The following is a 14,559-nucleotide window of genomic DNA, read 5'->3' on the forward strand; positions in this document are numbered from 1 at the left end:
AGGAGTTTTCGGCATGCCGAGTTTCTTTATCAAACGCCCGATCTTCGCGTGGGTCGTCGCCATCCTGATTTCGCTGTTCGGATATCTCGCGATGCGCTCAATGGGGATCGACTCGTATCCGGACATCGCGCCGCCGCAGGTGACGATCACGTCGACGTATCCGGGCGCGAGCGCGCAGACGATGGAAACCACCGTCACGCAGGTGATCGAGCAGCAGTTGACCGGCATCGACAATCTGCTCTACTTCAGCTCGAAGTCGAGTTCGAACGGTCAGTCGGTCATTACGATGACATTCGCGACCGGCACGAACCCGGACATCGCGCAGGTGCAGGTGCAGAACAAGATCACGGTCGCGCAGCCGCTGCTGCCGGCCGCGGTCGTGCAGCAAGGGGTGGTGGTCGCGAAGGCGAGCCCGGACATCCTGATGTTCCTCGCGCTGCGCTCGGACAATCCGGCAATCGACGCCGGGCGCCTCTCCGATATCCTCGCATCGAACATCCAGCCGCAGATCGGACGCGTCAACGGCGTCGGCAACACGACGCTGCTCGGCTCCGAATACGCGATGCGCATCTGGCTCAACCCGGACAAGCTGCAGTCGTACGGGCTGTCGACCACGCAGGTGGAGAACGCCATCAGCGCGCAAAACGCGCAGTTCGCGGCGGGTTCGCTCGGCGCGGACCCGGCGGTGCGCGGCCAGGTGTTTACGGCCACCGTCTCCGGCGATTCGCTGTTCTCGACGCGCAAGCAGTTCGAGGACATCATCATCGTGGCGAACAGCAACGGCACCGTGGTGCGTCTGAAGGACGTCGCGAACATCACGTTCGGCGCGCAGACATACGGCATCTCGCCGGTCTGGGACGGTAAGCCCGCCGGCGGCCTCGCGGTGTTCCTGCTGCCGGGCGCGAACGCGCTGCAGGTCGCGAAGGCGGTGAAAGCGCAGATGACGTCGCTCGCGAAAGACCTGCCCTACGGCGTGACATGGAGCGTGCCGTACGACACCACGCCGTTCATTACCGCGTCGATCGCGGACGTCGTGCACACGCTCGCCGAGGCGATCATCCTCGTGTTCCTCGTGATGCTGCTGTTCCTGCAGAACTTCCGCGCGACCATCATTCCAACCCTCGTGATACCGGTCGCGCTGTTAGGCACGTTTATCGGCCTGTCGGCGCTCCACTACACGCTCAATCAGCTGACGCTGTTCGGGATGGTGCTCGCCATCGGCATTGTGGTCGACGATGCGATCGTGGTGATCGAAAACGTCGAGCGCATCATGACCGAGGACAAGACCAGTCCGCGAACCGCGACGATCAAGGCGATGAAGCAGATCACGGGCGCCATCGTCGCGATTACCGTGGTGTTGTCGGCCGTGTTCGTGCCGTCCGCGCTGCAGCCGGGCGCCACCGGCATCATCTATGCGCAGTTCGCGCTGACGATTGCGGTTTCGATGATCTTCTCCGCGTTCCTCGCGATGTCGTTTACGCCATCGCTGTGTGCGGCGATCCTCAAGCAAGGCACGCACGTCAAGAAGAACTGGTTCTTCCAGAAGTTCGACAACGGCTTCGAGTGGATGACGCGTCATTACGTCAGCCATGTCGGCCACTCGGCGCGCCGCGTGCCGATCTGGATGGTGCTGTTCCTGATCGTCACGGTGCTGGCCGGCTTCCTGTACACGAAGCTGCCGACCGGCTTCGTGCCTGATGAAGACCAGGGCTTCATTCTCGCGCTGATCAACCTGCCGCCGGGCGCCACGATCCAGCGCACCGACCGCGTGATGACCGAAGTGCGCGAGACGCTGCTGAAGAGCCCGGTCGGCAAGGACATTTCGAGCATCTTCCAGCCGGAAGGCTTCAGCTTTGTCGGCACCAGCGAAAACGTCGGTATGGCGTTTATCAAGCTGACCGACTGGGACAAACGCTCGAAGACCGCGATGCAGCTGATTCCGGAGGTCAACCAGATCCTGCACGCGATTCCCGATGCGCAGATCTTCGCGACCAACCTGCCGACCATTCGCGGCCTGAGCCAGTTCGGCGGTATCGACATGTATCTGCAGGCGCGCGAAGGCCAGTCGCGCGCCGAACTCGACGCGGCAACCGCGACGCTCGTGACGGACGCAACGAAGAGCCCCGTGCTGTTCGGCATCCGGCCGAACTCGCTGCCGACCGCGCCGCAGCTGAACATCGCGGTGGACCGCGTGCAGGCCGAAGCGATGGGGCTGTCGCTGAGCGACGTCTACGCGACGATCCAGATGCAACTGGCGCCGTTCTATATCGACCAGTTCACCTATGGCGGCCGCGTCAAGCGCGTGTATATCCAGGCCGATGCGCCGTACCGGATGGGTCTCGACGCGTTCCAGCATCTGTACACGCCGACCAACGCGACCAACGCCGCCAACGGCATTACGAGCGGGACGTCGGCGGCCAGCGCCGGGAACACCGGGGCAACGGCCGGCATGAGCGGCAGTTCGTCGTCGGCGGGCGCGACCGGCGCGGCCAACAGCAGCGGGTATCTGACGCAGGTCAATCCGTCGGCTGCGAACACCGGCATCGCACCGTACAACATGGTGCCGCTGTCGAGTGTCGTGAAGACGCAATGGGGCATCGGCCCGCTCGTGTTGCCGCGTTATAACGGTTACTCGGCAATCGAAATCGTCGGTAACTCGGCGGCCGGCTACTCGACCGGTCAGGCGATCGACACGCTGCAGAACATCGTCGACACGAAGCTGCCGAACGGCTTCGCGGCAGACTGGACCGGCCAGTCGTATCAGGAACTGCTGGCCGGCAGTTCCGCCACGCTGCTGCTCGGGCTGTCGGTGCTCGTCGTGTTCCTGTGTCTCGCGGCGCTGTACGAAAGCTGGACGATTCCGGTCGCCGTGCTGCTCGTGGTGCCGCTCGGCATGCTCGGCATGCTCGCGTTCTGTCTGTGGTTCGGCGTGCCGAACGACATCTACTTCAAGATCGGCCTCGTGACCGTCGTCGGTCTCGCCGCGAAGAACGCGATTCTGATCGTCGAGTTTGCCGTCGAGGGCCAGGCGCGCGGGATGACGCTCTACGATGCCGTCGTCGAAGCGGGCCGCCTGCGTCTGCGGCCGATTCTGATGACGTCGATGGCGTTTATCCTCGGTGTCGTGCCGCTCGTGCTGTCGACGGGCGCCGGCGCCGCGTCGCGTCACGAGATCGGCACGGGCGTGATCGGCGGCATGCTGTTCGCGACGTTCTTCGGGCTGATGCTGATTCCGGTGTTCTACGTGGCCGTGCGGCTGGTGCTCGGCGACAAGCTCGATGAACCGTCGAAACGCATGCAGCATCACCACGACGACGACGGCGACCCGCAGGAAGCGAACGTATAACGGCAATGAGACGGACTCGCGAAGACGCGCTGAAAACGCGCGATCAGATTCTCGATGCAGCCGAACTGACGTTCTTCGAGCACGGCTTCGCGCATACGTCTCTCGCCCAGATCGCCGAGCATGCGGGACTCACGCGCGGCGCCATCTATGGACACTTCAAGAACAAGTGCGATGTGTTCAGCGCGATGGCCGAGCGCGTGAAGCTGCCGATGGAGATGCTCGTCACGGCGACGTTCGATCCGCGCGAAGCGGATCCGCTCGGCCGGATCCGCGATCTGTTCATGTTCTGCCTCGCCAAAGCGGCGATCGAGCCGCATAGCCGCCGTGTCTTCGACGTGCTGTTCACGAAGTGCGAATACACGAAAGAGATGGCGCCGGTGCTCGAGCGGCAACGCGTCGCCGCACGCGACGGCCGCACACGCATGGAACTGGGCCTGCGCAACGCCATCGACAAAGGCCAACTGCCGCGCGAGCTCGATACGGCCCGCGCCGCGGGCCTGATGCTGATGTTTCTCGGCGGCGTGCTGCGCGACTGGCTGCTCGACTACGGCTCGGTCGACTTGCCGCGCGACGCGAAGCTGATTGCCGACGCATGTATCGGCATGCTGAGGAATTCGCCGGCGCTGCGGCGCCAGGAAACCGCCGCCGGCTGACAGGACGAAAATGCGGTGACGAAAGTGCGGCTAGCGGCGGGCGAACGATAGTGCGCCAAACGCGATATTCATATATGCGCGCAGCGGCATAGCAAACGACACAAAGTTATTTGTCAGCGCCGCCACGCGTTACTTAGGATGCCGGTCATGTTCAACTGCTCGCATGACTCTGCGCATCCCGATGAAAAACAGAAAATTCACCACCGCCCTTTTTAGCGCCCTGCTGTTCGGCTTCGGCATCGCGACGCTGCAATTCGCGCAGGCGGCCGAAAACACCTTGCGCGTCGGCATCATGTCCGGCGAAGACGAAGACGTCTGGAAAGTCGTCGCGGCGAATGCGGCCAAACACGGCCTCGCGATCAAGCTCACGACCTTCTCGGACTACACGCAGCCGAACGAGGCCTTGTCGTCGCACGACCTCGATGCGAATTCGTTCCAGCACAAGCCGTATCTCGATGCGCAAATCAAGGCGCGCGGCTACAAGATCGTGCCCGTCGGCTTCACGTATGTACAACCGATCGGCCTCTACTCGCGCAAATACAAGTCGGTCGCGGCGCTGCCCGACGGCGCGACGATCGGCGTGCCGAACGACCCGAGCAACGAAGGCCGCGCGCTGTTGCTGCTGCAGGCGCAGGGGCTGATCACTTTGCCCGAGAACGTCGGCCTGTTGCCGACCGCGCGCGATATCGCAAAGAATCCGAAACATGTCCATATCAAGGAGCTCGATGCCGGTATCGTCGGCCGCGCGATCGGCGATCTCGATGCCGCCGTGGTCAATACCGACTGGGCGGTCAAGAGCGGCATCCGCATTCCGCAAGAACGGATCGCGCAGGAAAAGGTGCCCGGCAATCCGTATCGCAACTTTATTGCGGTGAACGAAAAAGATGCGAAAGCGCCGTGGGTGCATGCCCTTGTGGAGAGCTATCAGCAGCCGAACGTCGCGGCCGAGATTCAGAGCGTCTATCACGGCGCGACGCTGCCCGCATGGAACGGGCCCGCGCAATGACGACGTGCCCGTCGTTGCTGGCGTGACGCTTTTGACGCGCTTCAATTTGCAGGACTGATCGGGCATAGTGAGGGTTGTCAAAGCACGACCCTCGACCGACGCCGATGAACGAACCTGCTCGCCCTGCTTCTTCCCCGTCTTCCGACCCGGCGATCCGCGACGCAACCGATGCGGATCTGCCCGCCATTCAGGCCATCTACGCGCACCATGTGCTGACCGGCGTCTCATCGTTCGAGGAGACGCCGCCGTCCGTCGACGATCTGCGCGCGCGCCGCGCATCGGTGCTGGCGCTTGGCTTGCCGTATTTCGTCGCGGAAATCGACGGCCGCGTCGCCGGCTACTGCTATGCGACGCTGTACCGGCCGCGCATTGCGTACCGGCATACGCTGGAGGACTCGATCTATGTCGACGACGCGTTTCGCGGCCGCGGCATCGGCCGTGCCTTGCTGCAAGCGCTGATCGATCGATGCGAGCGCGGTCCGTGGCGGCAGATGATCGCGGTCATCGCGGACGGCGGCACAGGCGGCTCGCTGTCGCTGCATCGGCAAGCGGGGTTCGATCTCATCGGCACGCTGCGCGGCGTCGGCTTCAAGCATGGGCGGTGGCTCGACACCACGCTGATGCAGCGGGCACTGGGGAATGCCGCGGACGGCCCGGCGGCGGGCTGATTGCCGCAGGCTCGCGCTGTGCGCCCGTCACCAGCTTGCCCCGACATAACCCGCTATCATCCTCGTGCTGATCCGCCACGCACACGAGGAGACGTCCATGTCGTTCGCTCACACACCCGCGAGCCGAGTCGCCGCGTCCGGCCCGATTTCCGAAGCCGAACAGCGCACCCGCATCGATCTCGCCGCCGCGTACCGGCTGGCCGCCGTGAACGGTTGGGACGACCTTGTCTATACACACATTTCCGCGAGCGTCCCCGGCGAGCCGGGCCACTTTCTGATCAATCCGTTCGGCTTCGGCTTTGACGAAGTGTGCGCCTCGAACCTCGTGAAAATCGACATCGAAGGCAACGTGGTCGGTGCGAGCGAACATCCGGTCAACGCGACCGGCTTCGCGCTTCATGCGGCCGTGCACGCGGCCCGCGCGGACGCGTTCTGCGTCATGCATCTGCACAATACGGCCGGCATTGCGGTGTCGATCCAGCCTGCCGGTCTGCTGCCCGCTTCGCAGCATGCGCTGCGTTTTCACGGTTCTCTCGCGTATCACGACTATGAGGGCGTGACGTTCTCGCCGGCCGATGGCGCGCGGCTGGTTGCCGATCTCGGCGACCGGCCCGCGATGCTGCTGCGCAACCACGGCACGCTGACCGTGGGTCGCACGATTGCCGAAGCGTATGTGCTGATGGCGACGCTGATCAAGGCCTGCGAAATCCAGCTGCAGGCGCAAGGGGGCGGCACGCATCTCGTGCTGCCGTCCGCGGCGGTTGCCGAGCGTGCGGCCGAGCAGCTCTACGACGGTGGCGCCGTGGAAGGCGGCATCGAATGGCCGGCCTTGCTGCGCAAGCTCGATCGCATCGATCGCTCGTATCGCGACTGAAACTGACGATCAGCCGCCGCAACCTCTTTCTCAACCAGGAGCCGTACTCATGCCCACCTTCCGCATCGAACTATTCGAAGGACGCACCGTCGAGCAGAAACGCGAATTCGTCGAAGCGATTACCAAAGCAACCTGCGATTCGCTGAACGTCGAGCCGTCGTCGGTCGACATTATTCTCATCGATGTCAAACGTGAAAACTGGGCCACCGGCGGTCGCCTGTGGTCGGACCCGCAGACCTGATTTCGCACGCTCTCCCTCGCTCATCCCTGCCTTTTGCCGATGCTGCAGCGCGGTGGATTGCCGCATGCCGCCTCGGCGCCCGCTTCGCCGCGCATATCGAATCAATGCGCATTTTCTGATACCAATCAAATATTTACACCTTGCTTAGCGTCTGCGGCAATGCGCCCCGCTGCGTGATTTGGACGCACGTCGCAGCGCAGCACGATTTTTCACGCGCCCTTACGCTTGCGTTCAGCTGCCGACGTCAAAGGCAGTGCGCGCCGACACGGGTCGCCGCGCGTGGTTTGTATCCCGGTATCGAAAAATGCACACCGCCCTATCCGCCTTTGATCTGGCTCGACTCCAGTTCGCATTCACCATTTCTTTTCATATCGTCTTTCCGGCGCTTTCCATCGGTCTCGCCAGCTTTATTGCAGTGCTCGAGTGGCGCTGGCTGCGTACCGGCAAGGCGTATTACAAGGACCTGTGCCTGTTCTGGTCGAAGATCTTCGCTGTCGCGTTCGGCATGGGTGTCGTGTCGGGCGTCGTGATGAGCTACGAGTTCGGCACGAACTGGTCGGGCTTTTCCGCGTTTGCGGGGCCTGTGACCGGTCCGCTGTTGATGTACGAGGTGATGACCGCGTTCTTTCTCGAAGCGGGTTTCCTCGGCATCATGCTGTTCGGCTGGCAGCGCGTGAGCCCGCGCGCGCACTTCGCCGCGACCTTGATGGTGGCGATCGGCACGCTGATCTCGACGTTCTGGATTCTCGCGTCGAATAGCTGGATGCAAACCCCGCAAGGTATCGAGATCGTCGGCAACCATGTCGTGCCCGTCGACTGGTTCAAGATTATTTTCAATCCGTCGTTTCCGTACCGGCTCGCGCATATGGCGCTTGCCGCCTTTATCGTGACCGCGCTCGTGGTGGCGGCCGTCGGCGCATGGCATTTGCTCAGGGGCCGGCGCGACGCCGCGGTGAGGAAGATGTTCTCGATGGCGCTGTGGATGCTGCTGATTCTCGCGCCGGTGCAGGCGTTCGTCGGCGACCAGCACGGTCTGAATACGCGCGAATATCAGCCGGCGAAGATCGCGGCGATCGAAGGTCTGTGGGATACCGAAACAAACGGCACACCGCTGAACCTGTTCGGCATTCCCGACATGCAGGCGGAAACCACACGCTACGCCGTGTCGATTCCGCACCTCGGAAGCCTGATCCTCGCGCACAGCTGGGACGGCAAGATTCGCGGCCTCAAGGAGTTTCCGCCGCAAGACCGCCCGAATTCGACGGTCGTGTTCTGGAGCTTCCGCGTGATGGCGGGCCTCGGCATGCTGATGATCGCGTTCGCGATCACGGCGTGGGCGATGCGCCGCCGCGACCGGCTTTATGAAGCGAAGTGGTTCCAGCGCTTCGCGATTGCGATGGGGCCGACCGGTTTTATCTCGCTGCTCGCCGGTTGGGTCACCACCGAAGTGGGCCGCCAGCCGTGGGTCGTGTACGGGATGAAGCGCACCGTCGATGCCGTGTCGCCGCTCACCGCGCAGCAGGTCGGTATCTCGCTGATGGCATTTATCGTCATCTACTTCCTCGTGTTCGGTACCGGCGTCTATTACCTGCTGAAGCTGATGCGCAACGGTCCCGCCCTGCCGGGCACGACGCCCGATGGCGTCCCCGGCGATATGCACGGCCGCCCCGCCCCCCATGCGCTGCCGGTTGCGTGATACCGCTTCACCGGGGCACCTGAATGCCGCTTCTGAATGCCGCTTCTGAATCCTGCTTCTGAATCCGCCAGATATTTGCGAGGAACAAGATGGACGTCACTGTAGTGTGGGCCGCGATCATCGCGCTCGGCGTGTTGCTGTATGTCGTGCTCGACGGCTTCGATCTTGGCATCGGCATCGTGTACCCGTTCTTTCCCGACGAGAAGGAACGCGACCTGATGATGAATACCGTCGCGCCGGTATGGGACGGCAACGAAACCTGGCTCGTGCTCGGCGGCGCGGGACTGTTCGCCGTGTTCCCGACGGTCTACGCGACCGTGCTTTCCGCGCTGTATCTGCCGCTCGTCTTCATGCTCGGCTGTCTGATCTTCCGCGGCGTATCGTTTGAAATCCGTGCGAAGGCGAACCGCACCAAACATTTGTGGGACCTCGCGTTTATCGGCGGATCGACCGGCGCCGCGTTCTTCCAGGGCATCGCGCTCGGCGCTTTCCTGCAGGGCATTCCGGTCGAGAACGGCAGTTTCGCCGGTAGCGCGTTCGGCTGGCTCACGCCGTTTTCGCTGCTGACAGGACTCGGGCTGGTCGCCACTTATGCGCTGCTCGGCTGCTGCTGGCTCGTCGCGAAGACCGAAGGCGATCTGCAGCGGCGCCTGCATCGCGTCGTCTGGCCGCTGACGATCGTGCTGCTCGTCTTTATCGCGCTCGTCAGTTTATGGACGCCGCTGCAGGACCCGAACATTGCGCAACGCTGGTTCGACTCAGGTCTCTTCACGCGGCTGCTGCCCGTGCCGTTCCTGGTCGCGCTGTGCGCGTTCCTCATGTATCGTGCGGTGCGCGAGCGGCATCACAACACGCCGTTCATGCTCGCGCTTGCGCTCGTGCTGCTCGGCTATGCCGGCTTGCTCGTGAGCCTCTGGCCGTATGCGATTCCGTCGAGCGTCACGCTCTGGCAAGCGGCCGCGCCGCGCTCGAGCCAGATGTTCACGCTGGCGGGCGCCGCGGTGATTCTGCCCATCATCATCGCGTACACGACGTTCGGTTACTGGGTGTTCCGCGGAAAGGTGCGTCATGGCGAAGTCCACTATCACTGAAACGCGCGCGCGCCGTTTGCCGGGCTGGCTGTGGTTCGTCGCGCTGTGGTGTGTCGGCGTCGGCAGCGCGATGACGGTCGGGTTTGCCTTCAAGATGCTGATGAACGCGACGCTGTTCGCGGTGAGCCGATAGCGCTCGATCGGGCTGCGCTGCATGCAGCGGACATGCAGCGAACGCCGCCCGCTCATCCATTGTCATTCGCTCGCGGATAAGCCTTTCGGCTATCACCTCGCGAAGCGGACTCCCCTTCAAAAACGTTTCGGCGTGCTCGTCTACGTAGCAGGCAGCGGCGCTTACGCGTCGCGGCACACGACGCCGCAGTACAGCGACGCAGCCGCGACGGCCCGGCACAGGACCGCGCGGCCGGCAAGCGAATAGCGGTGGCGCGAGGGACCGCTTGCGGCGACGGCATGATTGCTTTCGCCGGCAAGGACGCCAACAATAAACAACCGGCAACAGAGCGGACAGCGGACAGGCGGGATAACAGGCTGTAGGCAGCATTAAGCATCGGGCATCGGATTTGAAGCAGGCGACCGTTTCAGGCAGTGCGCAGTACGCTTTAGGCAATACGCAGTCGCTGCAGCGATCCGTCGACAGCGGATCCCGGGGAATGCAGCAGGCCGCGGCGCGCTCCTTGCCATGGGGCGGCGCGCCGCGGTCCGACGGACGGATGGCGCGGCGCCGCGGGCAACGGCTCGCGCCATTCGCTTCGTGCCCCGGCAGGTCAACGCGCCGCCGGCGCTTAAGGCCTGGCGCTTAGGCGTCGGTACGGCAGTGGCAGGACGAACCAGCAGGGACAATTCGCGGAGACATCATGAAGTTTCTTGTGGCCGACGACCATGAACTGATCCGCCAGGGCGTCAAAGGATTGTTACGCGGACTCGATCCGGCGGCGCAGTTCGATGAAGCCGACAGTTGGGAAACGCTCGCCGCGCTCGCGCGGCCCGACGCGAACCACGATCTCGCGATCGTCGATCTGCATATGCCCGGCATGACCGGCGCGGCATCGCTCGAAAGCCTGCTGAAGGCCAATCCGGCGCTGCCGGTCGTCGTGCTGTCCGCCGAAGAGTCGCCCGACGAGATGCGCGCCGTGCTGGCCGCCGGTGCGCTTGGTTTTGTGCCGAAGCGGCAGCCGTCCAGCGTGATGCTGAAGGCGATCGAGCTGGTACTGTCGGGCGGCGCATATGTACCGATCGAGGCGTTAAGCCTGCTCGGCGCGCGCGAGGCGGCCGTGCCTGAAGCGGCCGGCGCGGCGTCGGGCGCGGCATCCGGTGTGACTGCAAGTTCAGGCGTCGCTGCGAGCCGGGCCGAGGCTGAGCCGGTTGCACGCGTCGAAGCATTGCAACCGCACCAGCGGCATCTGCTTGAAAACCTGTCGCCGCGCCAGCAGGAAATCATGCGGCTCGTGCATCGCGGATGGACCAACAAGATGATCGCGCGCGACCTCGGCGTGGCCGAAGGGACCGTGAAGGTGCATCTGTCGGTGATTTTTCGTGCGCTCGGCGTGCATAACCGGGCGACCGCGATCGCGGTGATCAACGGCTGGCTGGAGACGGGGAAAGTGCTGTAGCGGGCCGCGGCTGTTGCTGGGCGGCTTGTTTGACGCACTGCGTCGTTGCTGCTGCGCCGTCTGGCTCGCCGAAACGGCATGAGCGAGCGCCAACACCTTGCTTCCCGACGCCCCCTACGCAGTGGGGCTCGCAGCCTGCGCGGCTAACCAGGGAGAGGCCGCTTCCCGCGCCAGCGAGGCGGATTTACGGTCCCGATGCACAGTCCCGATGCACAATCCCGATGCACAATCCCGATCCACAGCCCCGATCCACAGCCCCGATTCACAGCCCCGATTCACGGTCCCGATCCACAGTCCCGATCCACAGTCCTCCTAAGCCTGCCTGCCCAGCATCGCTTGCGGGACGACTTGCGGTGCTTGAGGCACCGCGCGCGCCGTTTCTTCCGTCTGCGCAGGCGCCACGGCCGGCGGCCTCTCCGCCTGCTGCCACAGCATCTCGAGCGTGCGGCGCAGCCGCGCCGCCGTCACCGGCTTGTGCAGGACCGGAATGCCGTCCTGCGCAAGCGCCTGCAATTCAGCCGACGCCATATCGCCGGTAATCAGCAGCGTCACAATCTGTTCGCGGCCGCGCCGGCGCAGCGCATCGCGCACGACGGCCAGCGCCTGCGCGCCGGTCCGGTGGTTCGCGAGCTGGTAGTCGCACAGCACCGCATCGGGCATGAAACCTTCATCGATCGCACGCAGTGCCTGCCCCTCGTCGTGCGCGCCGCGCACGATGCAACCCCAGCGCCCGAGCAGACTCGACAGCCCTTCGAGAATCGCCGGTTCGTCGTCGATGCACAGCACATGCCGGCCGAGCACGGCCGACGCGCCGCTCGCGGTTTCGTTGAGCCCCGCGACAATGCGTGCGGGGTCTCCCGCATCGACGGTAAAGCGGAATACCGAACCGCGTCCCGGCTGCGAGCGCAACTGCAGTTCGCCGCCGAGCAGTTCGACGAGGCGCCTGACGGTCGGCAAGCCGAGGCCATGCCCCTGCCGCGCGTCGCGCTGCGGATTCGCCACCTGGTAGAACTCCTCGAAGATGCGCTCCTGCTCGTCGGGTGGCACGCCGATGCCGGAGTCGCGCACCTCGATATAGCCGCCCGTGCGGCGGCCCGCGCGCCGGAAGCCCATCCAGATCGCGCCGCTTTCGGTATAGCGCACCGCGTTCGACAGCAGATTGCTGAGAATCCGCTCGAGCAGCACGGGGTCGCCATGGACGACGGCCGGGGTCGGCGCGATGCGCAGCGCGAGGCCCTTCGCCGCGGCCTGCGGCCAGTATTGATTGCCGACGCGATCGAACAGCTCGGAGAGCCGGAAATGCAGCTTGATCACCTGGGTGACGCCGCTTTCGAGCCGCGCGAGATCGAGCACCTGGTTGAACAGCTGATTGAGCGCCTCGACGTTGTTGACGATATGGTCGGCAGTTTTCGTGTGTTGCGCGTGAGTCGCAGTCGGGTCGTTCAGCGACGCGGCCAGCAGGCCGATCGCGTGCAGCGGCTGGCGCAGGTCGTGGCTCGCGGCCGCAAAGAACCGCGACTTCGCGAGGCTCGCTTCTTCGGCGACGAGCTTCTGCACGGCAAGCGATTCGGCGAGCGTCTGCTGATCGACGCGCGCCTGCACGACACGCTGGAACAGTTTGCGATAGCTGAGCGCATAGACGTTGATCGCGCAGAAGAAGAACGCGAGCACGATCGCCAGAATGGTGCGGTCGAACGTATGGACGCCGAAGTGCAGCACGATGGTGGGCAGCAGCAGAAACGCGATCGACGTCGAAAAATTGACGACATCGAAGCCGTTCGACATGAACACGCCTGCGGCAAGCGTGACGATCAGCACCGTATGCAGCAGCGGCAGGTTCGCATGCGCGCTTTGAAACGCGAACCAGATCGCGAGACCCGGCGCCGCGTATAGCAGCGCGTTGCGCACGGCGTGCAGATAGATCCATGCGCGCGCTTGCAGCGCGTCGGGCCAGCGGCGATGGCACATCCACAGCACAAGGCCCGCGCAGTTCGCGAGCGCATAGAAGATAAAGCACGCGGCGAAGCGCTGCGGGTACGGCATGTCGGCCCAGTACAGCGCGACCAGCATCACGATCGAAAACCAGTGCGAGAAAAAGGCGATCGGGTCCTGCGCGTAGAGCACGCGGACGAGGTCTTCGTCGATGGCACGCTGGATCGGATCGGCCCGCATCGTGCGGTCTCCTTGTCGAACGCGGTTGGCGCTTTGGCGCCTGCTGCGTTCCCTTGCGCAGGCTCCGCTTGGGAGTCGGTCGGGCAGCGGTAGCGCTCGATGGCGCGTTTTCAATCGAACTGCAAGCGCGGGACTCGAGCCTATAAGACGATGCTCGCCGACGTACGGCGCCCCTGATTAGCTATCGAACGGCAGCCTGGCTTGCAAAGAGGCGAGTGATTAGCCATCCTGCGGCTGAAAGTTTACCGCCGCCTCATTCTACTTGTGCTGATGTTTTCGCACTACGAAAGCCGGCTGACCTGATCGCGGCGAAGCATGTACTTCAAAAACGAAGAGCGGCGGTGAGAACTGAAGGCGCGGGCACCGTCACCGCTTGCGGTAGCGCCAGATAAAGACGCCTAACAGGATGGCAGCGACGGCCAGAAGACTTGCTCCGATCAGTTGCGCGTTCGGCCAGCGCGTTTGACCGGTTATCGACATCATGCCCAGGCCAAGCAGGATTCCGGTTGCTGCCTGTAATGCCGGCATTGGTGGTTTTATTTTAGTTGGCGCACCTGACACTGACGTTGGTGAAGTTGCTAATTGGGATGTGCCGAACCAGCCATCATGCCTGGCTCTCACGATCAACAACAAGGAAATAAATCGAAGCAACGTCGCGAAAGCAAAGAGCGAAGTCGACCAGAATCCCTCCTCGTGGAGCCAGCTCACGTTCAAACGCAAAAACAGCATGCTAAGACCGGTTATTATCGCCAATATACGACCCGCCCAGACGTTTCTTCGAAGAAGTAGCCATATTGCATATAGCGTGAAAATCCACGCACAAAGAATTATTATTTTTTCAAATATCGAGCTACCCGAATCGACAAACCGGTTATATTCGACACTCGACGAGCACAGGAGCGCCAAAACAAATCCCGAAAAAGCGCAGTATATTTTCGACAAACTATTCATGTAAGGTGCAAAAGCATTGACGAGATCCGCTGACAGGACCAACGCAGATACGCCAACCGCTGCCACAGCACCAAGCTCCGCCCAGGCAAGAAAGGGCAGTGCGAGCGTCCCCATCGAACTCATTAGCGTAAGGACATCGCCGGATTGTACGCGTCGTTGTGGGTCCATCCAGTCCGCGTCGATCTTCACGGCAATGCTGGTCGCAACACCAAAATTAGTGATGATGCGAAAGGGTTGCATGATTAAACCCGCGATCCGTAGCAATCAACAAGGATGCGGAAATATCGTGT

12 protein-coding genes are annotated in these 14,559 nt (G+C 63.2%); 10 read left to right on the plus strand and 2 right to left on the minus strand.

All coding sequences use genetic code 11. The features are described 5' to 3' along the window. Positions 1-13: 13 nt before the first annotated feature. From ACYPXD_RS17535 to ACYPXD_RS17580, 10 genes are all read left to right on the plus strand, one after another. Complete coding sequence (locus ACYPXD_RS17535; protein WP_459713819.1) at positions 14-3,346, plus strand: efflux RND transporter permease subunit; 3,333 nt, start codon at positions 14-16, stop codon at positions 3,344-3,346. Positions 3,347-3,351: 5 nt separating this feature from the next. Next, a complete protein-coding gene (locus ACYPXD_RS17540) occupies positions 3,352-3,999 on the plus strand; it encodes a TetR family transcriptional regulator (protein WP_459713821.1) in 648 nt (215 codons plus the stop codon). Between the two features lie 181 nt (positions 4,000-4,180). Then, positions 4,181-5,005 carry a MetQ/NlpA family lipoprotein gene (locus ACYPXD_RS17545; RefSeq protein WP_459713823.1) on the plus strand — a complete coding sequence of 275 codons (825 nt, stop codon included), beginning with the start codon at positions 4,181-4,183 and terminating at the stop codon, positions 5,003-5,005. A gap of 104 nt (positions 5,006-5,109) precedes the next feature. Then, on the plus strand, positions 5,110-5,673 hold the full coding sequence (locus tag ACYPXD_RS17550; RefSeq protein ID WP_459713825.1) for an N-acetyltransferase family protein: 564 nt from the start codon (positions 5,110-5,112) through the stop codon (positions 5,671-5,673). Between the two features lie 97 nt (positions 5,674-5,770). Further along, the gene (locus ACYPXD_RS17555; protein WP_459713827.1) at positions 5,771-6,547 is read left to right on the plus strand and encodes a class II aldolase/adducin family protein; all 777 of its coding nucleotides are present in this window, start codon (positions 5,771-5,773) and stop codon (positions 6,545-6,547) included. A 49-nt stretch (positions 6,548-6,596) separates the two neighbouring features. Continuing rightward, positions 6,597-6,788, plus strand: a complete 192-nt coding sequence (locus ACYPXD_RS17560; RefSeq protein ID WP_459713830.1) for a 4-oxalocrotonate tautomerase — start codon at positions 6,597-6,599, stop codon at positions 6,786-6,788. 304 nt (positions 6,789-7,092) lie between these two features. After that, positions 7,093-8,484 carry a cytochrome ubiquinol oxidase subunit I gene (locus tag ACYPXD_RS17565; protein ID WP_459713832.1) on the plus strand — a complete coding sequence of 464 codons (1,392 nt, stop codon included), beginning with the start codon at positions 7,093-7,095 and terminating at the stop codon, positions 8,482-8,484. An 89-nt stretch (positions 8,485-8,573) separates the two neighbouring features. Continuing rightward, positions 8,574-9,575, plus strand: a complete 1,002-nt coding sequence (gene cydB / locus ACYPXD_RS17570; RefSeq protein ID WP_459713835.1) for a cytochrome d ubiquinol oxidase subunit II — start codon at positions 8,574-8,576, stop codon at positions 9,573-9,575. Beyond that, a complete protein-coding gene (locus ACYPXD_RS17575) occupies positions 9,553-9,708 on the plus strand; it encodes a hypothetical protein (RefSeq protein WP_459713837.1) in 156 nt (51 codons plus the stop codon). The genes cydB and ACYPXD_RS17575 overlap by 23 nt, the downstream gene beginning before the upstream one ends. 682 nt (positions 9,709-10,390) lie before the next feature. Then, positions 10,391-11,146 (plus strand): response regulator transcription factor, encoded by a 756-nt coding sequence (locus tag ACYPXD_RS17580; RefSeq protein WP_459713839.1) that lies wholly within the window; start codon positions 10,391-10,393, stop codon positions 11,144-11,146. A 312-nt stretch (positions 11,147-11,458) separates the two neighbouring features. Here ACYPXD_RS17580 and ACYPXD_RS17585 read toward each other — a convergent pair whose 3' ends face one another. Together ACYPXD_RS17585 and ACYPXD_RS17590 are read right to left on the minus strand one after the other, a co-directional pair. Beyond that, positions 11,459-13,318, minus strand: coding sequence for an ATP-binding response regulator (locus tag ACYPXD_RS17585; protein ID WP_459713842.1), 1,860 nt, complete (start codon positions 13,316-13,318; stop codon positions 11,459-11,461). Between the two features lie 366 nt (positions 13,319-13,684). Then, positions 13,685-14,509 carry a hypothetical protein gene (locus ACYPXD_RS17590; protein ID WP_459713844.1) on the minus strand — a complete coding sequence of 275 codons (825 nt, stop codon included), beginning with the start codon at positions 14,507-14,509 and terminating at the stop codon, positions 13,685-13,687. Between the last annotated feature and the right edge of the window lie 50 nt (positions 14,510-14,559).

The organism is Paraburkholderia sp. 2C, assembly GCF_054589215.1.

What these genes read in the sequence shown, in the direction of transcription:
- ACYPXD_RS17555 (WP_459713827.1), top strand. Translation starts at nt 5,771, where the DNA reads ATGTCGTTCGCTCACACACCCGCGAGCCGAGTCGCCGCGTCCGGCCCG.
- ACYPXD_RS17590 (WP_459713844.1), bottom strand. Translation starts at nt 14,509, where the DNA reads ATGCAACCCTTTCGCATCATCACTAATTTTGGTGTTGCGACCAGCATT.
- ACYPXD_RS17535 (WP_459713819.1), top strand. Translation starts at nt 14, where the DNA reads ATGCCGAGTTTCTTTATCAAACGCCCGATCTTCGCGTGGGTCGTCGCC.
- ACYPXD_RS17575 (WP_459713837.1), top strand. Translation starts at nt 9,553, where the DNA reads ATGGCGAAGTCCACTATCACTGAAACGCGCGCGCGCCGTTTGCCGGGC.
- ACYPXD_RS17565 (WP_459713832.1), top strand. Translation starts at nt 7,093, where the DNA reads ATGCACACCGCCCTATCCGCCTTTGATCTGGCTCGACTCCAGTTCGCA.
- ACYPXD_RS17545 (WP_459713823.1), top strand. Translation starts at nt 4,181, where the DNA reads ATGAAAAACAGAAAATTCACCACCGCCCTTTTTAGCGCCCTGCTGTTC.
- ACYPXD_RS17550 (WP_459713825.1), top strand. Translation starts at nt 5,110, where the DNA reads ATGAACGAACCTGCTCGCCCTGCTTCTTCCCCGTCTTCCGACCCGGCG.
- ACYPXD_RS17540 (WP_459713821.1), top strand. Translation starts at nt 3,352, where the DNA reads ATGAGACGGACTCGCGAAGACGCGCTGAAAACGCGCGATCAGATTCTC.
- cydB (WP_459713835.1), top strand. Translation starts at nt 8,574, where the DNA reads ATGGACGTCACTGTAGTGTGGGCCGCGATCATCGCGCTCGGCGTGTTG.
- ACYPXD_RS17560 (WP_459713830.1), top strand. Translation starts at nt 6,597, where the DNA reads ATGCCCACCTTCCGCATCGAACTATTCGAAGGACGCACCGTCGAGCAG.
- ACYPXD_RS17585 (WP_459713842.1), bottom strand. Translation starts at nt 13,318, where the DNA reads ATGCGGGCCGATCCGATCCAGCGTGCCATCGACGAAGACCTCGTCCGC.
- ACYPXD_RS17580 (WP_459713839.1), top strand. Translation starts at nt 10,391, where the DNA reads ATGAAGTTTCTTGTGGCCGACGACCATGAACTGATCCGCCAGGGCGTC.